At 70.6% G+C, this 22,973-nt stretch carries 20 protein-coding genes and 1 pseudogene; 12 read left to right on the top strand and 9 right to left on the bottom strand.

All coding sequences use genetic code 11. The annotated features are described in order from the left end of the window. Positions 1-63 precede the first annotated feature (63 nt). Entirely contained in the window at positions 64-1,161 is a 1,098-nt protein-coding gene (gene mtnA / locus MFF56_RS02695) for an S-methyl-5-thioribose-1-phosphate isomerase (protein WP_066921983.1), read from the top strand. A 125-nt stretch (positions 1,162-1,286) separates the two neighbouring features. Here mtnA and MFF56_RS02690 read toward each other — a convergent pair whose 3' ends face one another. The 6 genes from MFF56_RS02690 to MFF56_RS02665 all read right to left on the bottom strand — a co-directional run bounded on the left by MFF56_RS02690 (position 1,287) and on the right by MFF56_RS02665 (position 5,502). After that, the gene (locus tag MFF56_RS02690) at positions 1,287-2,276 is read right to left on the bottom strand and encodes a MaoC family dehydratase (RefSeq protein ID WP_066921982.1); all 990 of its coding nucleotides are present in this window, start codon (positions 2,274-2,276) and stop codon (positions 1,287-1,289) included. A 7-nt stretch (positions 2,277-2,283) separates the two neighbouring features. Then, positions 2,284-3,381, bottom strand: a complete 1,098-nt coding sequence (gene ychF / locus MFF56_RS02685; RefSeq protein WP_238229385.1) for a redox-regulated ATPase YchF — start codon at positions 3,379-3,381, stop codon at positions 2,284-2,286. A gap of 9 nt (positions 3,382-3,390) precedes the next feature. Continuing rightward, a complete protein-coding gene (locus tag MFF56_RS02680) occupies positions 3,391-3,840 on the bottom strand; it encodes a PIN domain-containing protein (protein ID WP_066921980.1) in 450 nt (149 codons plus the stop codon). Then, a complete protein-coding gene (locus MFF56_RS02675; RefSeq protein WP_066921979.1) occupies positions 3,830-4,063 on the bottom strand; it encodes a hypothetical protein in 234 nt (77 codons plus the stop codon). The genes MFF56_RS02680 and MFF56_RS02675 overlap by 11 nt, the downstream gene beginning before the upstream one ends. Positions 4,064-4,109: 46 nt before the next feature. Next, on the bottom strand, positions 4,110-4,730 hold the full coding sequence (gene pth, locus MFF56_RS02670) for an aminoacyl-tRNA hydrolase (protein WP_066921977.1): 621 nt from the start codon (positions 4,728-4,730) through the stop codon (positions 4,110-4,112). 88 nt (positions 4,731-4,818) lie between these two features. Continuing rightward, the gene (locus tag MFF56_RS02665; protein ID WP_066921975.1) at positions 4,819-5,502 is read right to left on the bottom strand and encodes a 50S ribosomal protein L25/general stress protein Ctc; all 684 of its coding nucleotides are present in this window, start codon (positions 5,500-5,502) and stop codon (positions 4,819-4,821) included. Between the two features lie 234 nt (positions 5,503-5,736). Here MFF56_RS02665 and leuB point away from each other — a divergent pair, with 234 nt between their 5' ends. Beyond that, a complete protein-coding gene (gene leuB / locus MFF56_RS02660; RefSeq protein WP_066921973.1) occupies positions 5,737-6,846 on the top strand; it encodes a 3-isopropylmalate dehydrogenase in 1,110 nt (369 codons plus the stop codon). Positions 6,847-6,968: 122 nt separating this feature from the next. On the opposite strand, the gene MFF56_RS02655 is transcribed toward leuB, so the two are convergent. Next, positions 6,969-7,388, bottom strand: a complete 420-nt coding sequence (locus MFF56_RS02655) for a hypothetical protein (protein ID WP_066921971.1) — start codon at positions 7,386-7,388, stop codon at positions 6,969-6,971. Positions 7,389-7,550: 162 nt separating this feature from the next. Continuing rightward, a complete protein-coding gene (locus tag MFF56_RS02650) occupies positions 7,551-8,372 on the bottom strand; it encodes a hypothetical protein (protein WP_082773021.1) in 822 nt (273 codons plus the stop codon). 366 nt (positions 8,373-8,738) lie between these two features. Between MFF56_RS02650 and MFF56_RS02645 the strand changes: the two genes are divergently transcribed. The 3 genes from MFF56_RS02645 (at position 8,739) to MFF56_RS02635 (ending at position 11,884) form a co-directional block, all read left to right on the top strand. After that, positions 8,739-9,773, top strand: a complete 1,035-nt coding sequence (locus MFF56_RS02645; RefSeq protein ID WP_066921968.1) for an aspartate-semialdehyde dehydrogenase — start codon at positions 8,739-8,741, stop codon at positions 9,771-9,773. 162 nt (positions 9,774-9,935) lie between these two features. Then, positions 9,936-10,739: a hypothetical protein gene (locus tag MFF56_RS02640; RefSeq protein ID WP_066921967.1), complete on the top strand. Its 804-nt coding sequence runs from the start codon at positions 9,936-9,938 to the stop codon at positions 10,737-10,739. 191 nt (positions 10,740-10,930) lie between these two features. Beyond that, on the top strand, positions 10,931-11,884 hold the full coding sequence (locus MFF56_RS02635; protein WP_156453688.1) for a hypothetical protein: 954 nt from the start codon (positions 10,931-10,933) through the stop codon (positions 11,882-11,884). Between the two features lie 316 nt (positions 11,885-12,200). Here MFF56_RS02635 and MFF56_RS32050 read toward each other — a convergent pair. Next, a pseudogene (locus MFF56_RS32050) lies at positions 12,201-12,794 on the bottom strand (CatB-related O-acetyltransferase); the annotation flags it as partial. 241 nt (positions 12,795-13,035) lie between these two features. Here MFF56_RS32050 and rimP point away from each other — a divergent pair. The 7 genes from rimP to MFF56_RS02595 all read left to right on the top strand — a co-directional run bounded on the left by rimP (position 13,036) and on the right by MFF56_RS02595 (position 22,568). After that, entirely contained in the window at positions 13,036-13,827 is a 792-nt protein-coding gene (gene rimP / locus MFF56_RS02625; protein ID WP_238229384.1) for a ribosome maturation factor RimP, read from the top strand. Between the two features lie 71 nt (positions 13,828-13,898). Beyond that, positions 13,899-15,518 (top strand): transcription termination factor NusA, encoded by a 1,620-nt coding sequence (gene nusA, locus MFF56_RS02620; protein ID WP_066921542.1) that lies wholly within the window; start codon positions 13,899-13,901, stop codon positions 15,516-15,518. Between the two features lie 20 nt (positions 15,519-15,538). Further along, entirely contained in the window at positions 15,539-16,267 is a 729-nt protein-coding gene (locus MFF56_RS02615; protein ID WP_066921544.1) for an RNA-binding protein, read from the top strand. Between the two features lie 173 nt (positions 16,268-16,440). Next, complete coding sequence (gene infB, locus MFF56_RS02610) at positions 16,441-19,389, top strand: translation initiation factor IF-2 (RefSeq protein WP_066921546.1); 2,949 nt, start codon at positions 16,441-16,443, stop codon at positions 19,387-19,389. A gap of 114 nt (positions 19,390-19,503) precedes the next feature. Continuing rightward, entirely contained in the window at positions 19,504-19,935 is a 432-nt protein-coding gene (rbfA, locus tag MFF56_RS02605) for a 30S ribosome-binding factor RbfA (protein ID WP_066921549.1), read from the top strand. Between the two features lie 157 nt (positions 19,936-20,092). After that, positions 20,093-21,100, top strand: coding sequence for a tRNA pseudouridine(55) synthase TruB (truB, locus tag MFF56_RS02600; RefSeq protein WP_066921568.1), 1,008 nt, complete (start codon positions 20,093-20,095; stop codon positions 21,098-21,100). A 76-nt stretch (positions 21,101-21,176) separates the two neighbouring features. Next, complete coding sequence (locus MFF56_RS02595; RefSeq protein WP_066921551.1) at positions 21,177-22,568, top strand: dihydrolipoyl dehydrogenase; 1,392 nt, start codon at positions 21,177-21,179, stop codon at positions 22,566-22,568. The last annotated feature ends 405 nt before the right edge of the window (positions 22,569-22,973 follow it).

Raw genomic sequence — 22,973 nt, 5'->3', positions numbered from 1 at the left:
CCGGAGGGTGCGGGCGGGCACCGCCGTGGTGCAATCCGCGCCCCGTTGTGGCAGATCGCTCGCATGAAGATCGACGGCCGCCCCTACCGCACCATCGTCCCGCACGCGGACGGCGTCAGCGTCGAGGTCATCGACCAGACCCGCCTGCCCTTCGCGCTGGAGATGAAGCGGCTCTCCACGCTCGACGATGCGGCGGTCGCGATCCGCACCATGATCGTGCGTGGCGCCCCGCTGATCGGCGTCACAGCCGCCTACGGGCTGGCGCTCGGCCTGAGGGAGGATTCCTCGGATGCGGGCCTTGCCCGCGCGGTCGAGATCCTGGCCGCCACCCGCCCCACCGCGATCAACCTGCGCTGGGCCCTCGACCACGTCGCCGCCAAGCTCCGCCCCCTCCCCGTTCCCGAGCGCTTCGCAGCGGCCTTCGCGGAGGCCGGCCGCATCGCCGAGGAGGATGTGGAGAGCTGCCGCTCGATCGGCGAGCACGGCGGGCGCCTGCTGTCGGACCTCGCCAAGGCCAAGGGCCGGCGCATCAACGTGCTGACCCATTGCAACGCGGGCTGGCTCGCGACCGTCGATTGGGGCACCGCGCTCGCTCCGATCTACTGGGCGCACGAGGCCGGCGTCGATCTCCACGTCTACGTGGACGAGACCCGGCCGCGGAACCAGGGCGCGGCGCTCACCGCCTTCGAGCTGAACGGCCACGGCGTGCCCCACACGGTGATCGCCGACAACGCGGGCGGCCACCTGATGCAGCACGGCGGCATCGACGTCTGCATCGTCGGCTCGGACCGCACCACGGCGTCGGGCGACGTCTGCAACAAGATCGGCACCTACCTGAAGGCGCTGGCGGCCTTCGACAACCGCGTCCCGTTCTACGCCGCCCTGCCCTTCTCGACGATCGACTGGACGCTCCGCGACGGTGTCGCCGAGATCCCGATCGAGGAGCGCGACGGGCGCGAGGTCACGCATTTGACGGGGCGTCTCGCGGACGGCGGCTTCGCCACGATCGAGGTGGTCTCGCCCGGCAGCCCCGTGGCCAACCCCGCCTTCGACGTGACGCCCGCCCGCCTCGTCACCGGCATCGTCACGGAGCGGGGCGTGTGCGAGGCCTCGCCCGAGGGCCTGCTCGGGCTCTACCCGGAGCGGCGCCGGGCAGCCTGAGGACGCTGGAAGGTAGCCCCCTCGGCTGCCTCCTCACTCCAGCGACGACAAGCTCGCCGAAGCGCTCTCTCCGCAGGTGGGGAGAGAGGGTCTGCTGCATCCGAGGCGAGGAGCCGGAACCCGCCCTACGGCTCCCACTGCGCGAAGACGCTCGAGTCGAAGCGAAACACCTCCTCGCCGTGCTGGTTGGTGCCGGTGTTGCGCGCGAAGGCCAGCCCCCAGCCCGGCCGGGAGGCCGAGGCGCGGCGGTCGGTGAGCGTGGTGCGGTAGTGGATCGTGTCGCCCGCGTAGACGGGCTTCAGCCAGCGCAGCTTCCGGAAGCCCGGCGAGGGCCCCAGCATCGGGGCCGGTCCGCGCGCGGCCGTGTAGGCGTGGTCGCGCGCCCGGGTCGTGGTCAGGCGCCGCATGTAGGCGGCTGCCGTGTGCCAGCCCGAGGCGCAGAGCCCGCCGAAATGCGTGCGGGCCGCGGCCTCCGGATCCAGGTGGAAGGCCTGGGGGTCGTAGGCCCGCGCGAAGGCCACGATATCCTCCGCGGTGAAGGTGTAGGGCCCGAGGTCCCGCGTGCGGCCGATCTCGGCCTGGCCGATGAAATCGAGGATCTCCGCGTCATTCGGCTCCGGCGGCGGCTCCGGTGCTGCAAGCGTCACTGGCCGGGGCGGCGGCGGCTCCGCCCCGCGGCGCTGGAACATCACCGAGAAGCCCTGGGTCATCACGATGCGGCCCGCCCCATTCTCGAGCCGCGCGGCGAACCGCACGAAGCCGACGCCCGGTTTCGAGGTGGAGGCGCGGCAATCCTCGACCGTGGTCTTCAGGACGAGGCTGTCGCCCGGCACGACGGGGAGCATCCAGCGCAGTTCGTCGATGCCCGGCGAGCCGAGCGTGGTGGCCCCGCGGAACACGCTGGCGTGCAGGAGACGCATGCCGAGCGCGGCGGTCTGCCAGCCGGAGGCGATCAGCTTGCCGACGAAGGTCGCCTCCGCCGCCGCCTCGTCGAGGTGGAAGGGCTGCGGGTCGAATTCCCGTGCGAAGGCCACGATCTCGTCGCGGCCGACCGTGAGCGGCGTGCTGACGATGCGGTCGCCGGGCTCGAAGTCCTCGTAGAAGGGAGCGGACATCGCGGCCTCAGTTCGCGAAGCGGAAGTGCAGCACGTCGCCGTCCTGCACCCGGTACTCCTTGCCCTCCAGGCGCAGCTTGCCGGCATCGCGCGCGCCGCTCTCGCCCTTCAGCGACACGTAGTCGGCGTAGGCGATCGTCTCGGCCCGGATGAAGCCCTTCTCGAAATCGGAGTGGATCACCCCGGCCGCCGCGGGCGCGCGGGTGCCGTCGGTGATCGTCCAGGCGCGGGCCTCCTTCGGGCCGACCGTGAAGTAGGTGATCAGGCCGAGGAGATCGTAGCCGGCCCGGATCACCCGGTTGAGACCGGGCTCGTTGAGCCCGACCGCCTCCAGGAACTCGGCCTGGTCGGCCATCGGCATCACGGCGATCTCGCTCTCGATCTTGGCCGAGACCACCACGGCGACCGCACCCTCCGCCTTGGCGCGGGCGATGACGGCGTCCGAGTGCGCGTTGCCCTTGTCGGCGTCGCCCTCGTCCACGTTGCAGACGTAGAGCACCGGCTTGGCCGTCATCAGGCCGAGCTGCCGGAACAGGAACTCCTCCTCCGCCTTGCGCTCGACGAGGCGGGCGGGCTTTCCGTCGCGCAGCAGCGGCAGCGCCCGGTTGACGAGGTCGAGGAATTCACGCGCCTCCTTGTCGGCGCCCCGGGCCTTCTTCTCCAGGGCGACGACGCGGTTCTCCAGGCTCTCGAGGTCGGCCAGCATCAGCTCGGTCTCGATCGTCTCGATGTCGGCGATCGGATCGACCTTGCCCTCGACATGGGTGACGTCGCCGTCCTCGAAGCAGCGCACCACGTGGGCGATCGCGTCCACCTCGCGGATGTTGGCCAGGAACTGGTTGCCGAGCCCCTCCCCCTTCGAGGCGCCGCGGACCAGCCCGGCGATGTCCACGAAGGTCAGCCGGGTCGGGATGATCTCCTTCGAGGCCGCGATCTTCGCCAGCGCGTCGAGGCGCGGGTCCGGCACCGCCACGTCGCCGACATTCGGCTCGATGGTGCAGAACGGGTAGTTCGCCGCCTGGGCCGCCGCGGTCTGCGTCAGCGCGTTGAAGAGGGTCGACTTGCCGACGTTCGGCAGGCCGACGATGCCGCATTTGAAGCCCATGGCTCAGTCCTAATGCTCGGTCATGACGGCCTCGGGGCCGACGGTGAAGGGGTTGAGGATGGTGGTGCCGCGGACCGTCGTGCCGTGCTGGTAATCCTCCGACAGGAGGTAGCGGCATCCGGCCCGGATCGCGGCGGCGAGGATCACGCAGTCCCACCACCGGAAGGCGGTCTCCTTCCGGATCTTCCACGACTGCGCGATGAGTTCGAGGTCGGTGGCGCCGTGGGAGAAGGGTTGCAGCGCCGCGGTCATGCGCTGCATCTCCCCGTCGTCCACGTCGACTTTGCCCCGCAGGATGGCGGTGTGAAGTTCGCCGAGGATCTGGGGGCTGACGATCAGGGCATCGCGTTGCGCGAGCGTCGCGAGCCAGTGCGCGGCAGCCCTGCGCTTATCGGGGTAACGATCGTCGCGAGCGTAGAGAAGAACGTTCGTATCGACGAAGACCAGCTCAGTCGTCATCGTAGAGCTGCGCCGTCGTCGGGACCTTCCCGTTCTCGTCCAGCACGTGGAGGGGCGGTCCCGCCAGGAAGATGTCGAGCGCCTCGCGCTGCGTCATCGGCCGGCCGACCCGCTGCTCCACCGCCTCGGCGACGAACTTCGACAGGCTCTTCCCGTCGCGCGCGGCCGCGACCCGCGCCCGCTGCAGCAGCGCCTCGCTCATGGTCACGGTCACGTTCTTCATCGCCACCTCCGGGCCGCCTTCGATATCGTGTCCTCGTGTTTTCGTGTCAATTCTTCGGCGGACCGCCCCGGGCCACCGGCTTCACGTCGTCCCAGCCGCGGCCCGCCATGGCGAGGTGGACCTTGTTCTGGAAGCTCGCATCCTCGCCCGCCGCGAGCAGCGGGGCGTGGTCGGCCACCGCCCGGCAGAGGTCCTCGACCCAGGGCTCCTCGGCCTTGCCGAAATCGTTCAGCACGTAGGCATGCACCTGCGCCTTGTCGCCCGGATGCCCGATGCCGAGCCGCACGCGACGATAGTCGTTGCCGCATTGCGCGGTGATCGAGCGCAGGCCGTTATGTCCGGCATTGCCGCCGCCCTGCTTCACCCGGAGCTTGGCGGGGGCGAGGTCGAGCTCGTCGTGCAGCACGATCACGTCGGCGAGCGCGATCTTGTAGAAGCGCTGCGCCTCCGAGACCGCGCGGCCGGACTCGTTCATGAAGGTCTGGGGCTTCAGCAGGATGGCGCGCTCGGTGCCCAGCACCACCTCGGCGGCCTCCCCCTGGAAGCGGCGGCGGAACGGGCTCGCCCGATGCACGCGGGCGATCTCGTCGATGGCGAGAAAGCCGATGTTGTGGCGGTTGCGCGCGTAGCGCGGGCCCGGATTTCCGAGGCCGACGATGAGCCGCATGGGTCCCTCGCGACATGAAAATGCCCCGGCCGCGGGGCCGGGGCATCGGGAAGCGGAGACGGGACGCGCGGTGCGCGCCCCCTCCCGATCACTCCTCGGTCTTGGTCTCGTCGGAGGCCTCGGCCTCGGACTCGGCCTTCTCCTCGGCGGCCTCGGCGGACTGCGCCTCGGCGATCGCGGCCTCCTCGGCCTCGACCTCGGCGCCGAGCACGGTCGGCGGCACGATGTTGGCGACCGGATCCGTGCCCTCGCCCGTGTAGGTGCCGGCCGGGATCTTCAGGTCGGCGGCGTGGATCACGTCACCGATCTCGCGGCCGGTGAGATCGACCTCGATCGCGTCCGGAATCTGGTCGGGCGCCACGTCGAGCGAGACGGTGTGGAGCGAGATGTTGAGGGTGCCGCCGCGCTGCTTGATGCCGGGGGCCGCCTCCTCGTTGACGAAGTGCACCGGCACGTCGACCACGACGGTTTGGCCCTGGACGACGCGCAGGAAGTCGACGTGCAGCGGGACGCTGGTCACCGGGTCGAGCTGGAAGTCGCGCGGGATCGCGCGGACCTTCTTGCCGCCGATGCTGATCTCGAACACCGTGGTCTTGAAGCCGCCGGCGTAGATCAGGGTGCGGGTGCGGATGAGGTCGACGGCGATCGACTGCGGCGGCTGGCCGGCGCCGTAGATGACGGCGGGAATCTGGCCCTGGCGACGAACGGCCCGGGCGGCCCCCTTGCCGGCCCGGTCGCGTGCCACGGCCTCAAGCGACTTCACTGCGCTCATGGCGTGATCCTTTACGATTGATGGCCCGGAAAACGACAAAGGCCGCCCGAAGCGGACGGCCCGACCGTTCCCCAGCGCGCCCGTGCCTCCAAGGGTGTCTGTTGGGCGCGGAGCGCGCTTACACCGGACGGCGGCGGAACGCAACGGCGGCCATGGCGCGAGGAACCTTGCCAAGCGGCGCGCCGGCTCGATAGAGCCCGCCTGACCCTATCTCAACCCGGACGAGATCACGCCATGGCCAGCTACAACCTCCTGCTCCTCCCCGGCGACGGGATCGGCCCCGAGGTGATGGCCGGCGTCGAGACCGTGCTCGCGGCGCTCCGCGAGACCGGCATCGCCAGCTTCGAGACCGAGACCGATCTCGTGGGCGGCGCGGCAATCGACCGGCATGGCAAGCCGCTCGCCGACGAGACCCTGGCGCGGGCAAGGAGCGCCGACGCGATCCTGCTCGGCGCCGTCGGCGGGCCGAAATGGAACGGCGTCGCCTACGAGATCCGCCCCGAGGCCGGGCTGCTGCGGCTGCGCAAGGATCTGGGCCTGTTCGCGAACCTGCGCCCGGCGATCTGCTACCCGGCGCTGGCCGACGCCTCGGCGCTCAAGCGGGAGCTCGTCGAGGGCCTCGACATCATGATCGTGCGCGAGCTCACCGGCGGCGTCTATTTCGGCGAGCCGAAGGAGATCACGGTCCTCGACGACGGCACGAAGCGGGCGGTGGACACTCAGGTCTACACCACGGGCGAGATCGAGCGGATCGCCCACGTCGCCTTCGACCTCGCCCGCAAGCGCTCGGGCCGGGTCGCCTCGGCGGAGAAGCACAACGTGATGAAGTCGGGCGTTCTCTGGAAGGAGGTCGTCACCGCGGTCCACGCGCAGCACTACTCGGATGTCGCGCTGGAGCACGTGCTCGCCGACAATTGCGCCATGCAACTCGTGCGGCGCCCCAAGCAGTTCGACGTGCTGGTGACCGACAACCTCTTCGGCGACGTGCTCTCGGACGTCGCCGCGATGCTCACCGGCTCGCTCGGCATGCTGCCCTCGGCCTCCCTCGGCGCCGCCGAGGAAGGCGGGCTCCGCCGCGCCCTCTACGAGCCCGTGCACGGCTCGGCCCCCGACATCGCGGGCGCCGACAAGGCGAACCCGATCGCCATGATCGGCTCTCTCGCCATGTGCCTGCGCTACTCGTTCGGTCTCGGAGAGGCCGCCGACCTCCTCGACGGTGCCATCACCGACACGCTGGCCGCCGGCACCCGCACCGCCGACATCGCTACCGGGGGCGCTCAGGCGATCGGGACGAAGGCCATGGCGGAGGCGATCGCCGCGGCTGTCCGGGCGCGGGCGGCCTGACCTCTCGGGGCTCCGCGCCCCGAGCCCCGCCGGAAGGCCCAAGGGCCTTCCGCACATCCCGGAACGAGAGGGGCGCGCGGCTCTCGCCGCGCGCCCCTTCGCATGAAACGAACTGGAGCGACTCAGTACGGGTTGCCGTAGCGCGACACGTACGAGGTCGGGTCGATGGCGTCGAAGGCCGAGAGATCGACGTTGCGGATCGAGCTGTTCCGGGCGCCGATGAACGGACCGTTGGTGATCGGGTCGGGCAGGATGCCGAAGCCGAAGCGGTCGTTGCGGCCGTAGACCGGGTTCAGGGAGTTCGACTGGGCGATCAGAACCGGGTTTGTGGCCGGGTTCGAGACAGAGCCGTTGCCGGGCTCGACCACGTTGCCGGCGTCGAGCCAGCTGCGCGGGCGGATACGGATCGGCAGCGGGCGGCTGACCCGGTAGTAGCCGACGCCGGGGGCGTAGCCGTCCTGGGCCTGAGCCGGAGCCGTGGTGCCGAGCCCGGGGCCGGCGACGGCGAGGGCGCCCAGCAGGGCGATCTTGATCGAGCGCATGTCGCACCTTGTTGAAAACGGGGGTGATCGTGGCAGGACAGTGTTAAAAATCCGCCGCGTCTTCTTGGTGAGTAGACGTCCGAGCGTTGCCGTTGTTCCACCCCAATGGCCGAGCTAGCACGGTTCTGCCGCAGATTCGCCTCATTTTTTTTGCGCCGCGCCTCAGCCTCGTCCGGCAGCGGCACGGCGGCTACGGATCGAGCCGGTCCGACCCGCGGGCGGGTCCGCGGCAGCGCTGGGCTGGGCCGGCCGGCAACCCGGGTCGCGGCGCGCCTCGGCGGCGCGGAAGCGCGCCGCGGACGGACCTTCCGCACCCTCCAGGGTCAGGGCGTCGAGGATGCAGGCGATTGCGCGCGGCTCCGGAGGCTGTGCCAGCGGCGCGCAGAGCCAGCCGTCGATGCGCGGCGGCGCGACCTCGAGCGTCGCGAAGCCGGTGCAGACCCGCCGCGCCCCGCCAGCCAGCGTCGCCTCCAGGGTCTCGACTGGCCCGAACTTGGTGTCGATCCTGCCCCGAGCGCCGGTGCGGACCACCGCGATGCCGGGTCCGTCCGCCCCGCGCCTGACCAGGGTCACGAAGAGGCCCGGCCTCTCCGAGCCGGCCTCCCGGGCGAGCGTCAGGCGCAGCGCGCTCGATTCGATCGCGTCGAAATCGCCCCGGGCCAGCGTCTCCTCCCGCAGACCCGTGACTGGGTTGACCCGCGCCGGCTCCAGCCGGACCGGATCGATCGCTTCCGGCTCGTCGATCCCGAGCCGGCCCGGCAGGGCAGGCGCCGCGGGCTTGGCCGGCGCCGCGAGGGCCGACGGCACGAAGAATGCGTCGGCCAGCGCAGGTTCGGATGGCGCGGACGGCGTCTCGACTCGGCCGCGCGCGAGCAGCGCGAGCAGCGCCACCGTGGCAAGGGCGACGGCGAGCTTCGCGGTCAGGCCGAGCAGCGGCAGTCGCGCCGGGGGCTCGTCAGCGTCTTCGGTCCGGTCGAACGGCATCGTGCGCAAGGGGGGCCGGGGGCTCGCCTCGGCGGATCAGCGTCCGCCGCGCCCCGATCCTCGGTCTCCACCCGGCACCAAGACCTTTCCGGCAGCGCGCCCGTCACCGTGTTCCCGCGCGCAGGGTGAATCGATGGTTGCGCCTGTGAGCCGCCGCCCTGCTCTGCCGCTTGACAGGCGCGCGGGGTCGGCGTCTTGCTCACCCCGGCTGCCGCACCCACCTGCCTGTCGGGCCGGGCGCGCGCGGCCATGCCCGTATTGGGGCAAGCGAACCGGCCGGTCGGCCCGCGCAGGACGCGGGCGCGAGGAGACCGGGGCCCGCGATGGATGCGGCGGCCGGGTCGTTCGGGACAAGCGGAGTGGACAATGGGCTACAAGGTCGCCGTCGTGGGCGCCACGGGCAACGTGGGCCGCGAGATCCTGGATATCTTGGCCGAGCGGGCTTTCCCCGCCGACGAGGTCGTGGCGCTGGCCTCGCGGCGCAGCCAGGGCCAGGAGGTTTCCTTCGGCGACAAGATCCTGAAGGTCAAAGCGCTGGACACCCACGACTTCTCCGATACCGACATCTGTCTGATGTCGGCCGGCGGCGAGACCTCGAAGGAGTGGAGCCCGCGCATCGGGCAGGCCGGCTGCGTGGTCATCGATAACTCGTCGGCCTTCCGCTACGACGCCGACGTGCCGCTGATCGTGCCCGAGGTGAACGCCGACGCCGTCGCGGGTTTCACCAAGCGCAACATCATCGCCAACCCGAACTGCTCGACGGCCCAGCTCGTCGTGGCGCTGAAGCCCCTGCACGAGGCGGCCGGCATCAGGCGCGTGGTGGTCTCGACCTACCAGTCGGTCTCCGGCGCCGGCAAGGAGGCGATGGACGAGCTGTTCAACCAGACCCGCGCCGTCTTCACGGCCGGCGAGGTGACGAACACCAAGTTCACCAAGCGCATCGCCTTCAACGTCATCCCCCACATCGACGTGTTCATGGAGGATGGCTACACGAAGGAAGAGTGGAAGATGGTCGCCGAGACCAAGAAGATGCTCGACCCGAAGATCAAGCTCACGGCTACCGCCGTGCGCGTGCCGGTCTTCATCGGGCACGCGGAATCGGTGAACGTTGAGTTCGAGCGCCCGATCACACCCGAGCAGGCCACCGAGATCCTGCGCGCGGCCCCGGGCGTGCTCGTGGTCGATAAGCGCGAGAACGGCGGCTACGTCACGCCCCACGAGGCGGCCGGCGAGGACGCGACCTACATCTCCCGCATCCGCGAGGACGCCACGATCGAGAACGGCCTGAACTTCTGGTGCGTCTCGGACAACCTCCGCAAGGGCGCGGCGCTGAACGCCGTGCAGATCGCCGAGGTGCTGATCAACCGCAAGCTCCTGAACAAGGCCCGGCAGGCCGCTTGAGACACCGGGATCCGGCACCGCGCCGGATCCCGATCGATCCGTCCGACGTCGTCCCGCTCGCGGGGCAGCGTTTTTCGTTTCGCCGGCGATAGGAGTAATAACTGTATATTCCCGATTTGTTCTGGTATTTGATCCTAATCGAGGGCGATTCGGGTCGGTGCCGTGACGAGACGGGAACCGGTCGGTGACGAGATCCGGCAGCTGAGGGGTATCCTGGCCGAGCTCTCCCTCGACACGAAGCTGCTCCGCCTGGAGCACGCCCTGTGGCGGAAGGGCTGGTCCGACCAGCCGCGCGCCCCGGCCGGGCAATCGGACGGTGGGCAGTGGGTCGTCGGCGGCGGCGGTGGCGCCGTCGATCCCGAGGTGCTGCGGCTGGTCACGCCGCAATGGGCGCAGATGCCCGAGGCCGAGCACGCGCAGAGCCGAGAGGAGACCCGGCTCGAGGACGGGACCCGCATCCTCTCGATCCGCATCCGCGCGGGCCGGCGCGACTTCGACGAGCAGCACGCGGTCACCGCGCCGGACGGCGAGAGCCGGATCTTCGAGACGCTGGGCGCGACGCAGACCATCCGCGACGGCGTCTCCGGCGAGATCCTGGGGCGCAGCACCTTCACGGCGAACGGCCTAAAGCCGGACGCGACGATCCAGCCGGCCCTCCTTCCGGCTGTTCCGGCCGCGGTGGTGGCCGCGCAGGTCCTGCGCACGCTGGAACTCGCCGGCACGCTCTTCGCGTTCCTCTCAGCGAGGCGCGGCGGCTATGGGACTGTCCTGGGCGCGACGGCGCACGAATTCCGCGGAGCGGAGGACTTCCGGAATAAGCCGGCGATCTGGGTCGGTCCGCTCGACCAGCCGGCGCTCGACGCCGCCTGCCCAAAGACCGGCGCGATTCAAACACAGCTTGATGCGGTCAACACGGCCGTTCGGCAAGAGAATCCGTTCCGGACTCCCAGCCAGATCGGTAACTAGGTTCATTCTCGGATGCACTTTTGGGTGCGAGACCAAAAAAATTCTCGCCTCAAGTCTGAATTTCTGATCGACAAAGAAGGGTTCCCAACTCATGTCAACAAAGCCGGCACAAGTCGGCTCGACATCTACCACCAAGCTAGGCCAACGGTCACCTCCATCTATGATCATAAGACGGGAGCGCGTGGCCTCGCATGGTCGAACGCGTTGCGCTACGCGGCGGCTGCCAAGAAGCACTTCCCAGGAACGCAACGGATTGTCGTCATTCAAATGAGGCCGCGTACGTGACAAACGCGAAGCAGATAAAGTGGCTGTTTCGAAGCCTGCTGGCGCGTAATCCAGATCTCATCCAAGTCGAGCCGGGCGTAATATGGATCAGGCCGATTCGGCACTTCGCTGCCAAAATATGGGTGAAACGGTGTTTGGATCCGAATATATTCGACTCAAATATGAGTCTGACAACCCTCTACTGGGACGGATCGGCAATAGAAGATCCTTTCGGAAGCTTTGTTGAATCGTTTTCGCGCAAGCCTCTTCCGGCTCCGTTCACCCGGGAATATTTTCTTCAGCCGCAATACGAGCTTCGGCCGGAATTCCCGCAATTGGCTGCTTGGGGGAGTACGGTCGGTAGATGGGATTGGAGGGTTCCCGACATCGACCGCATCTTCACATGCGCGGTCGAGGAGCAGGTTCTACCCCTGCTTCGCCCACTCGCAGAGGACCACCGCGCCTATCTGCCCTTTTTCCGTAAGTTCATTATTCCTGGCGGTCGCGTACATGCCGAGCAACAGGTCGCGATCGCTCTCGCGTCCGGCGCGCGCGACGAGGCGCGCACGTTCCTCGCCCAGATCTGGAGGTGGTACGAGACGGACAGCCACGGCGACTACGAGCCGCCGGACCAGATCGTCTATCCGAAGCCTGGCCAGAGGAAGCGGGCAGCCATTGAGGCTTGGGAGAAGGCAAGTCTGTGCGTTTCCTACCGGAAAACACGCCGCCGCATCCTTGAGATCGTCGAACCGCTGCGGACCGGCGACCGCGCAGCGCTTGCGGCCATCCTCCACCGCTGGGAGGCCGAGGCGGCGCGGATTCACGGGGTCGAGCGCTGGTGGGAGCCCACACCGTTTCCCATCGAGGAAGGGCTGGGCTGAGCGGCCAGTGAGCAGGGGATGCAAACCTCATCTCGGATGCGAATGGTGTGGGTAATTTTCCCACACAGTGCGGAAGCGTCGCTGCGGCACAGGGGGGCTCCTCACAGGATGCCCGCCATGCTCGTTCCGGAACCGCCGCGCCTTCGCCGTCGCGAGGTTTGCCTCCTCTGCCTGCTGGCCCTTTGGGTCGTGGCTCTACTCCGCGTCGAGCACGCGCCGCCCCTGAAGCCGCCGGCCGTGCCCTACGCCGCCTCACGCTGAGGCGGCGGCCTCCAACGCATCGACGTCGCCGTCGCCGATCGCGCCGAGATGGGCCGAGATGGGCCGTGATCCGGTCGGCGTCCCAGTCCCACCACGCGATACGCAGGAGGCGGGCGATGTCGGCCTCCGAGAAGCACATCCGCACGAGGCGGGCCGGGTTGCCGGCCACGATCGCGTAGGGCGGCACGTCGGCGCTCACCACGGACTTCGCCGCGACGACCGCGCCGTCGCCGATCGTCACGCCCGGCAGGACAGTGGATTCGTAGCCGAGCCAGACGTCGTTGCCGACGACCGTGTCGCCGCGGTTCGGGAACGCTTCCGGGCCGTACGCCGCCCAGGCGTTGCCGAAGATCGGAAACGGGTAGGTCGAGGGCGCGTCCAGCCTGTGATTGCCGCCGTTCATCAGGAAGCGTGTGCCGGCCGCGATCGCGCAGAAGCGCCCGATCACGAGGCGATCGCCCAGAAAGGCGAAGTGATACAGGATGTTGTCGAGGAAGGCGCGAGGCCCAGCAGGATCGTCGTAGTAGGTGTAGTCGCCGACCTCGACGTTCGGTGGCAGGTCGAGGTCGCGGATGAAGGTGACCCGCGGATGGTCCGCCAGCGGGTGCCGCTGGCCGGGATCCGGTACGGTACGCGCATCGTAGGACATGCAGGCTCCTGATTCGCTGCGGGAGCGCGCGAGGTAGCCCGATCGGCTGGGCGAGAGCGGGGAGATCGTCGTCTCGGGAACTTGAACTTGCCCCGGTCCGGAGTTATCTACGCCCTAACAGTTCTGATGGCAGCTGAGAGGCTGCGGTTCGGAGTGGGTCCCCCGGGGCCCGCTCTTTTTTATTGCCGCATCCCGCCTGCCGATCGCGCGCCCCGTGGGTGCCCGGAATCGCGAGACCAGCATGGCGCAAGCCCCCGAGACCCAGACCCCCGAGACCCCGGTTTCCGAGAAGCGGCTCGTCACGGAAAGCGGCGCCGCCGCGCGCGTCGTCCAGGTGATCGAAGGCGCGGTCGAGGGGCTGGGCTATCGGATCGTGCGGGTGAAGGTCACCACGGGCGGCAACGCCACGGTGCAGATCATGGTCGAGCGGCCGGACGGGCTCTGCGCGATCGAGGATTGCGAGGCGGTGAGCCGCACGATCTCGCCGCTCCTCGACCTCGATGATCCGGTCGGCGGCGCCTACAACCTCGAGATCTCCTCGCCCGGCATCGACCGGCCGCTGGTGCGGGTCTCGGATTTCGCGCGCTGGGCGGGCCACGAGGCCAAGGTGGAGCTCGCCCGCCCGCTCGAGGGCCGCAAGCGCTTCCGCGGCATCTTGGGCGAGCCGGATGTGGCCGCGCTCACCGTGCCGATCGACCTGCCCGACGTGAAGGAGGGCCTGCCGAGCCGTATCGTGCTGCCTCTCGCCGACCTCGGCGAGGCGCATCTCGTCCTCACCGACGAGCTGATCCGCGAATCGCTCCGCCGCGGCGGCCCGCCGCCCGAGGACGCCGACGAGCCGGAGGAGGACGAGGAGCCCGAGGAGGAGGCCGCCCCGCAGGTGCGCTTCATCCCCGCGCCGAAGCGCCCGAAGCCCAAGGCGGACAAGCCGGTCAAGGCCAAGTCCGGGACCAAGCCCGCCAAGGGGCCCGGCCCGAAGAAGCCCGTGATCACGAAGGCGAACCGCCTCAAGGACCGCGACTCGTTCCACTGAACGAATCGCGCACGATCTCCGCCGCCCGCGCGGCCCGTGAACACCGAATCCGAACGGAAAGGACCTGAACCATGGCCGTTGTCAGCGCCAACAGGCTCGAACTGCTCCAGATCGCCGACGCGGTCGCCCGCGAGAAGGTGATCGACCGCCAGATCGTCATCGAGGCGATGGAGGAGGCGATCGCCAAGGCTGCCCGCTCCCGCTACGGCGCCGAGACCGACGTCCACGCCGAGATCGACGCCAAGACTGGCGCGTTGCGCCTCTCCCGCCACCTGCTCGTGGTCGAGGAGGTCGAGAACGACGCCCGCGAGATCACCCTCGATCAGGCCCGCCGCTACAATCCCGGCGCGCTCGTCGGCGACGTGATCTCCGACACGCTGCCGCCCTTCGATTTCGGCCGCGTCGCCGCCCAGTCCGCCAAGCAGGTCATCGTCCAGAAGGTGCGCGACGCCGAGCGCGACCGCCAGTACGACGAGTATCGCGACCGGATCGGCGAGGTCGTCAACGGCCTCGTCAAGCGCGTCGAGTACGGCAACGTCATCGTCGATCTCGGCCGCGGCGAGGGCATCGTGCGGCGCGACGAGATGATCCCGCGCGAGACCTTCCGCCCCGGCGACCGCATCCGCTCCTACCTGTTCGACGTGCGCCGCGAGGTGCGCGGGCCGCAGATCTTCCTGTCCCGCTCGCACCCGCAATTCATGGCCAAGCTCTTCGGCCAGGAGGTGCCCGAGATCTACGACGGCATCGTCGAGGTGAAGGCGGTGGCCCGCGATCCCGGCTCGCGCGCCAAGATCGCGGTGATCTCGCGCGACGGCAGCATCGATCCCGTGGGCGCCTGCGTCGGCATGCGGGGCTCGCGCGTCCAGGCCGTGGTCGGCGAGCTGCAGGGCGAGAAGATCGACATCATCCCGTGGTCGGAAGATCAGGCGACCTTCATCGTCAACGCGCTCCAGCCCGCCGAGGTGGTGAAGGTGGTGCTCGACGAGGAGGCCGACCGCATCGAGGTGGTGGTGCCCGACGACCAGCTCTCGCTCGCCATCGGCCGCCGCGGCCAGAACGTGCGGCTCGCCTCGCAGCTCACCGGCTGGGACATCGACATCCTGACCGAGGCCGAGGAATCGGAGCGCCGCCAGAAGGAGTTCGCCGAGCGGACACAGGTCTTCATGGAGGCGCTCGACGTCGACGAGACCGTCGGCCAGCTGCTCGCGGCGGAAGGCTTCCGCAACGTCGAGGAGATCGCCTACGTCGATACGCAGGAACTCTCGAACATCCAGGGTCTCGACGAGGAGACCGGCGCCGAGATCCAGGCCCGCGCGCAGGATCACCTCGCCCGCATCGAGCAGGAGCACGACGACCGCCGCCGCGAGCTCGGCGTCGAGGACGAGCTGCGCGAGATCGACGGCGTGACCACGCCGATGCTGGTCGCCTTCGGCGAGAACGACGTGAAGACGATCGAGGATCTGGCCGGCTGCGCCACCGACGACCTCGTCGGCTATACGGAAGGGCGCGGCCCCGAGGCCGTGCGGCACGCGGGTTACCTCGACGGGTTCGAGCTGTCGCGCGCCGAGGCCGAGGCCATGATCATGGCGGCCCGCGTGCGGGCGGGCTGGGTCGAGGCCGCGCCCGAGGAGCCGGAGGCCGCAGAGGGCGAGGGTGAGGCCGCGGCCGAATCCGCCGAGGCGCAGGCCTGAGGCGAGCGGGGAGCCGCAGCGTGGAGGCCGTCGACATCGATACGGGCGAGGAGCCGGCGCTCGACGCCGGCCCCGTCACGGGCCGCCGGGTGCCGCAGCGCACCTGCATCGTCACGCGCGCCGTGCAGGCGCCCGAGGCGATGATCCGGTTCGTGCTCGGCCCGGACGGCGCGGTGGTGCCGGACCTGCGCGCGCGGCTGCCCGGCCGCGGCGCCTGGGTCACGGCGCGCCGCGACGCGGTGGCGGAGGCTGTGAAGCGGCGACAGTTCCAGCGCGCCTTCCGCGGCAAGGCCGGCCCTGTGCCGGCCGACCTGCCCGACCAGATCGCTGCGCTCCTGCGCGATGACCTGCGGCAGGCCATCGCGCTCGCCAACAAGGCGGGCTGCGTGGTGGCCGGCTTCTCGAAGGTCGAGTCGGCGATCGGCTCCGAGCCCGGGGTCGCCGCCCTGATCCACGCCGCGGAGGCGAGCCCGGACGGGCGCCGCAAGCTTGTTGCGGCATTGCACAGGCGGCATGGCGGCTCCATATCGGGGATCCCGATCGTGGATGACTTGTCCGAGGACGAATTGGACATGGCTTTGGGTCGGGATCATGTGATACACGCTGCGCTCGTCGCAGGAGTCGGAGCCACCGGCTGCCTGGCGCGTTGGCGTCGGCTACGCTCCTTCGAGGGCGCCGGTACGGCGGTCGAGGAGCCGGGCTCTGCACGCGATGACGGGGGTGTCCTGCCTCCGCCGGGAGGTGCGTGAGCCTCCGGGCGGTCGCGGGTTCGGAGCCCGCGTCCGAGCGGGATGCGACATCTAAGGAATTCTTGGCCGGATCCGTGGGCTCAGCTCACCGCTTCCTGCTCAGGACGAGTCAGGTCGGCGCTCAAGGGGGCGTCGGTTCACGGACGATGGAAACCCTCAAGGGTTCGAACTGAATGAGCGATACGAACAACCCGGGCGACAAGACTCTGAGCAAGGCTCCCGCGCGGCCGCTGTCCTCCAAGCGGCCGATCGAGGCGGGCACCGTGCGCCAGAGCTTCTCCCACGGCCGATCGAAGCAGGTCGTCGTGGAGACCGTGAAGCGCCGCGTGATCGGCGCCACGCCCGGCACCCAGGCACCGGCCCGCGATGCGAGTCCGGCTCCCGCGGCCCGGCCGGCTCCGGCCGCGCCGGCGGCCGCCCGCCCGACGCCGCGCCCGACCTCGGGCGTCGTGCTGCGGACGCTGAGCGAGCAGGAGCGCGACGCCCGCGCTGCCGCCCTCGCCGACGCCCAGCGTCGGGAGCGTGAGCAGCAGGAGGCTCGCCGTCGCGCGGAGGCGGAGGCCGAGGCGGCCCGCCGCGCCGCCGAGGCTGAAGCCCAGCGCGAGCGCGAGGCTGCGGAGGCCCGCAAGCGCGAGGCCGAGGCCGCCGCCCGCCGCGAGGCCGAGGAGCGCCAGCGGGCCGCGGAGGCGGCGAAGGCCGCCGCCGAGGCTCCTGCTGCCCCGGCCGCGGCCCAGGCCGCACCCGCCCAGGTTGCCCCCGATCAGGCGTCCGCCGCGCCGGCTCCCCGTCCGCCGGCCGCGCCTCCGGCCCGTCCGGCAGCGCCGGCTGCCGCGCGTCCCACGGCAGCTCCGGTCGCCGCCCGCCCGGCGCCCGGCGCGCGGCCAGCGGCTCCCGCCGGGGCCCGTCCGGCCGCCGCGCCCGGTGCTCGTCCGCCTCTGGCGCCGCGACCGGCTCCCACCGAGCCGCGCCGCACGATCACGGCTGATTCGCGCAAGCCGCGCGACCTGAACTTCATGGCCCGCCCGGCACCCGCGCCGGAGCCGGAGAAGCCCGCTACCCCGACGACCGCGCAGCGGCCGACCGGAACGGCCGCGCGTCCCGCGACCGGCCGCCCCGCCGCGGCCGAGGACGAGAGCGACAACACGAAGCGGGTGATCCGGCGTCCCGGCCAGCCGCTCAAGATCATCGCCGCGCCCAAGACGCCGAAATCTCCGGGCGGCGACCGCAACCGCGGCCGCCTCACCATCGCCACCGCCACCTCGGGCGAGGACGAGCGCACGCGCTCGGTCGCCTCCTTCCGCCGCCGCCAGCAGCGGATGAGCGGGCACCGGCACGTGGAGCAGAAGGAGAAGCTGTCGCGCGAGGTGACGATCCCCGAGACCATCACCATCCAGGAACTCGCCAACCGCATGTCGGAGCGGGCCGTGGACGTGATCCGTCTGCTGATGAAGCAGGGCCAGATCCACAAGATCACCGACGTGATCGATTCGGACACCGCCCAGCTCATCGCCGAGGAACTCGGCCACACCGTGCGTCGCGTCGCCGAGTCGGACGTCGAGGAGGGTCTGACCTCGGACGAGCCGGATCTGGAAGAGGATCTCGATCCCCGCCCGCCGGTCGTCACGATCATGGGCCACGTCGATCACGGCAAGACCTCGTTGCTCGACGCGATCCGCAAGGAGAACGTGGTCGAGGGCGAGGCCGGCGGCATCACCCAGCACATCGGCGCCTACCAGGTGGCCTCGCCGTCGGGCGACCTCATCACCTTCATCGACACGCCCGGCCACGCGGCCTTCACCTCCATGCGCGCTCGCGGCGCCAAGGTGACGGACATCGTGGTGATCGTGGTGGCGGCCGACGACGGCGTGATGCCCCAGACCATCGAGGCGATCCAGCACGCCAAGGCGGCGGGCGTCCCGATGATCATCGCGGTCAACAAGATCGACAAGCCGGACGCGAAGCCGGAGCGGGTCCGGACGGAGCTGCTGCAGCACGACATCCAGGTCGAGTCGATGGGCGGTGAGACCCTCGAGTTCGAGGTCTCGGCCAAGACCGGCCAGGGCCTGCCGGAGCTCCTCGAGGGCATCCAGATCCAGGCCGAGATCATGAACCTGCGCGCCAACGAGAAGCGCGACGGTGAGGGCACGGTCATCGAGGCCCAGCTCGACCGCGGCCGCGGCCCGGTGGCGACGGTCCTCGTCCAGCGCGGCACGCTCTTCACCGGCGACATCGTCGTGGCGGGCGCCGAGTGGGGCCGCGTTCGTGCCCTCATCGACGACCAGGGCGAGCACGTGCAGTACGCCGGTCCCTCGGTTCCGGTCGAGGTGCTGGGCTTCAACGGCACGCCGGACGCCGGCGACCGCGTGATCGTTGTGCCGAGCGAGGCCCGTGCCCGCGAGGTCACCGAGTACCGCGCCCGCCTGAAGCGGGAGCGTGCCGCGGCCCGCAGCGGCGGCGCCAACCGCTCGCTCGTCGACATGATGCGCGACCTGAAGGAAGGCGCCGGCCGCAAGGAGCTGCCGGTCGTCATCAAGGGCGACGTGCAAGGCTCGGTCGAGGCGATCTCGGGCGCGCTGGAGAAGCTCGGCAACGACGAGGTCGGGGCGCGCATCCTGCTCGCCGGCGTCGGCGGCATCACCGAGTCGGACATCACCCTGGCGCAGGCCTCGAAGGCCTTCGTGATCGGCTTCAACGTGCGGGCCCACAAGGAGGCGCGCGAGGCGGCCGAGCGCAACGGCATCGAGATCCGCTACTACAACATCATCTACGACCTCGTGGACGACATCAAAGCCACGCTGTCGGGGATGCTGCCGCCGACGCTGCGCGAGGAGCGTCTGGGCGAGGCGGTGATCCAGGAGGTGTTCGAGGTCTCGAAGGTCGGCAAGGTCGCGGGTTGCCGCGTCCAGGACGGCATCGTCGAGCGCGGTGCCCATGTCCGCCTGATCCGCGACAGCGTGGTGATCCACGAGGGCAAGCTGAAGACGCTGAAGCGCTTCAAGGACGACGCCAAGGAGGTCACCTCCGGTCAGGATTGCGGCATGGCCTTCGAGAACTTCGAGAACATGCGCGCCGGCGACACCATCGAGTGCTACCGGGTCGAGGAGATCCGCCGCAGCCTCTGACGCGGTCCCGTCAGGGCCGGTCGCGGCGGCTGCAGCCCAGGCTGCAGCCGCCGTTTTCTATTGTCCCGCTCCGTGCCGGCCGACTCCGCCGCGGAGCCAGATCGCTTTTGGATAATGGCTCAGAAACCTTCCCCCACCGGCCCCTCTCAGCGTCAGCAGCGCGTGGCCGAGCTCGTGCGCCACGCGCTCGCCGAGGTGCTCCAGCGCGGCGACGTGCAGGACCCGACCCTGTCCTCGCACGTCATCACCGTGCCGGAGGTGCGGATGTCGCCCGACCTCAAGCTCGCGACCGCCTACATCATGCCGCTCGGCGGGCAGGACGAGGCGCCGGTGCTGGCCGCGCTCGACCGCAACCGGAAGGTGCTGCGCCAGGAGGTCGCCCGGCGGGTGAACCTGAAATACGCGCCGGAACTGCGCTTCCGCCGCGACGAGACCTTCGACGAGGCTGCCCGCATCGATCGCCTCCTGCGCGACGAGCGGGTTCAGCGCGATCTGGAGCGGCCCGATCGCGACGACGCCGAACCCGATGCCGATTCGGGGCATTGACCCCGGTCTGCCGCAGATTTCCGCCCGCCACTCCGGGCGAGCACGAACCCCGACGCACCCGGCCGCGGGCCTCGACGCCATCCCGCCGCCGTTCGAGAGGACAGACACGGCTTTGATCAACGAGTTTCCGCCCCCGGAGCGCCCGGCCGCCGCCGAGATGCCCCTGCCCCGCGAGCGCCGCTTCCAGGGCGAGCGCCCGAGCGACCGGAACGGCGAGCGCCGTCCGCAGCGCGGTCCCCGCCCCGACCGCCCGAAGCGTCGCGACGTGTCCGGCTGGGTCATCCTCGACAAGGGCGTCGGCATGACCTCGACCCACGCGGTCGCGGTGGTCAAGCGCCTGTTCAACGCCAAGAAGGCGGGCCACGCCGGCACGCTCGACCCGCTGGCCTCCGGCATCCTGCCGATCGCGCTCGGCGAGGCGACGAAGACCGTTCCGTTCGTGATGGACGGTCGCAAGGCCTACCGCTTCACCGTGGCCTGGGGCGTCGAGACCGACACGGATGACGGCGAGGGCCGCGAGGTCGCCACGAGCGAGGCGCGCCCGACCCGCGAGGCCGTCGAGGCCGCGCTGCCGAACTTCCTCGGCTCGATCGAGCAGGTGCCGCCGCGCTTCTCCGCCATCAAGATCCAGGGCGAGCGCGCCTACGATCTCGCCCGCGAGGGCGAGGTGGTGGAACTGGCGCCCCGCCGGGTGCAGATCGACCACCTGGCGATCGTCGAGCACACGGCCGATCGGACGGTGATCGAGGCCGAGTGCGGCAAGGGCACGTACGTGCGCGCCATCGCCCGCGATCTCGGGCGCATGCTCGGCTGCTACGGCCACATCGCGGCGCTGCGGCGCACGCGCGTCGGCCCCTTCACGGAGGCGGTCGCCTGCACGGTCCCGGGCCTCGACAACGAGAACCCCGAGGCCAACCTCGCCCATCTCCAGCCGGTCGAGACGGCGCTCGACGGCGTTCCCTCGACCGCGGTGTCGCGCGACATGGCGTTGCGCCTGATGCGCGGCCAGTCGGTGATCCTGCGCGGGCGCGACGCGCCGGCCGCCGGCAAGGCCTTCGCCACCTGCGGCGGCATCCTCGTCGCGGTCGGCGACGTGGAGCGCGGCGAGTTGGTCCCGCACCGGGTCTTCCATCTCGGCGGCACTGCGGCGAACCGCCCGGCCTGAGGGCCGGAGCCGTCCGGAACGAAGGCTTCGGCAGCCTGTTGGCCCGCGGGCGCGCGATCGCCCGCGGGGGAATGGAATGTCCGAGCACAGCTGCGACGTCGCGATCATCGGGGCCGGCACCGCCGGCATCGCGGCCTACCAGGCCGCGGCCGCGGCGGGTGCGGATGCGGTCCTGATCGAGCGCGGCCCCGGCGGCACCACCTGCGCGCGGGTCGGCTGCATGCCCTCCAAGCTGCTGATCGCGGCGGCCGAGGCGGCCCATGCCGCCCGGCAGGCCGATCTCTTCGGCGTGCGGGTCGGCGGCGTGCGGGTCGACGGACCGGCCGTGATGCGGCGCGTCCGGGCGGAGCGCGACCGCTTCGTCGGCGCGGTGCTGGAATCCGTCGATGCGATTCCGGCTGCGCGCCGGCTCTCGGGCGAGGCCCGCTTGCGCGATGCCCGCACCCTCGCGATCGGTGCCGAGACGCTCGCGTTCCGCTCCGCCGTCATCGCGACCGGGTCGAGCCCGACCGTCCCGGAGCCGCTGCGCGGCCTCGGCGACCGGCTGCTCACCACCGATACGATCTTCGAGCTGGACGACCTGCCGGACTCGCTCGCGGTGCTGGGCGGCGGCCCCGTCGGGATCGAGCTGGCCCAGGCCATGGCGCGCCTCGGCGTCGCCGTGACCTTGATCGATTCCGGCACGACCCTCGCCGGCCTCACGCACCCGCACCTCGTCGAGGCGGCCGCCGAGATCTTCGCCGACGCGATGACGCTCCTGCGCGAGACCGAGATCGAGCGCGCCGAAACCGCCGCTGACGGCGTTCTTCTGACCTGGCGTACCGCCGACGGCAGGCGCGGCGAGGGCCGCTTCGCGCGGGTCCTCGCGGCGGCCGGGCGCGCGCCGAACCTCGCCGCACTCGACCTGGCGACCGCCGGCCTCCCGCTCGATGCCGACGGGATGCCGCATTTCGATCCCCGCAGTCTCGTCTGCGATGGAGGCCCGCTCCTCATAGCGGGCGACGCCAACGCCGAGCGGCCGATCCTGCACGAGGCGAGCCGGCAAGGCACGATCGCCGGCCGCAACGCCGCCGCGCTCGCGCGGGGCGAGGCCCCGGAGGCGCCCGAGCCCTGGACCTCGCTGGCCATGGTTTTTACCCATCCGCAGACCGCGCGGGTCGGAGCACCGTACGCGCGCGACGCGACCAATCGCCTCGTCGGAGAAGCCGATTTCTGCGACCAGGGCCGTGCCCGGATCGAGGGCGCGAACCGGGGCGGCGTCCGCGTCTGGTCCGACCGTGCCGGCCGCCTGCTCGGCGGTGAGATGATCGGTCCGGCTGCCGAGCACCTCGCGCACATTCTGACTGATGCGATCTCGGCCGGGCGATCGGCCCGCGAGCTGCTCGACCGCCCCGTCTACCATCCGACGGTCGAGGAGGGCCTGCAGACCGCGTTCGCGGCTCTCCTGCGAGCAGAGAGCGAGGCGTGAGACCGCTCACGGTCGAAGCGTCCGGTTCTCGGGACCGCTTCGGGACGACGAACGGATTCCGGCGTTTGCAGGGTGCGGGGGCCGGTTCGCTACCCCACGGCCGGGTCCTTCGACCGTCTCAATTCGGTCCCGCCCCGCCTTCCCCGGGGCCGCGGAAGCGGAGCCCGGGATACCGGAACGCTGCCCTGTCTCGCCCGGCCCTTTGCAGCGGTCATGGATCCTGGGCGCGCCAGCGGCCCTCCGGACCGACGGCGGCAAATTCTCAGATCGGATGCCGCGATCGCGGACCGGGACGCAACGGTTTCCTGTCGATCGCTGCGGCGCGCGCGTGCGCGGCGCGATGCCGCAACCCGATGCCGCACGGGACGCGCGCGACCCACCGCACGGGCGGCCCATGTGCTATCA

It is taken from the genome of Methylobacterium hispanicum, from assembly GCF_022179285.1.
GTDB lineage: Bacteria > Pseudomonadota > Alphaproteobacteria > Rhizobiales > Beijerinckiaceae > Methylobacterium > Methylobacterium hispanicum.
The sequence above is the reverse complement of the archived record's forward strand: the minus strand, read 5'-3'. Positions and strand labels throughout refer to the sequence as shown.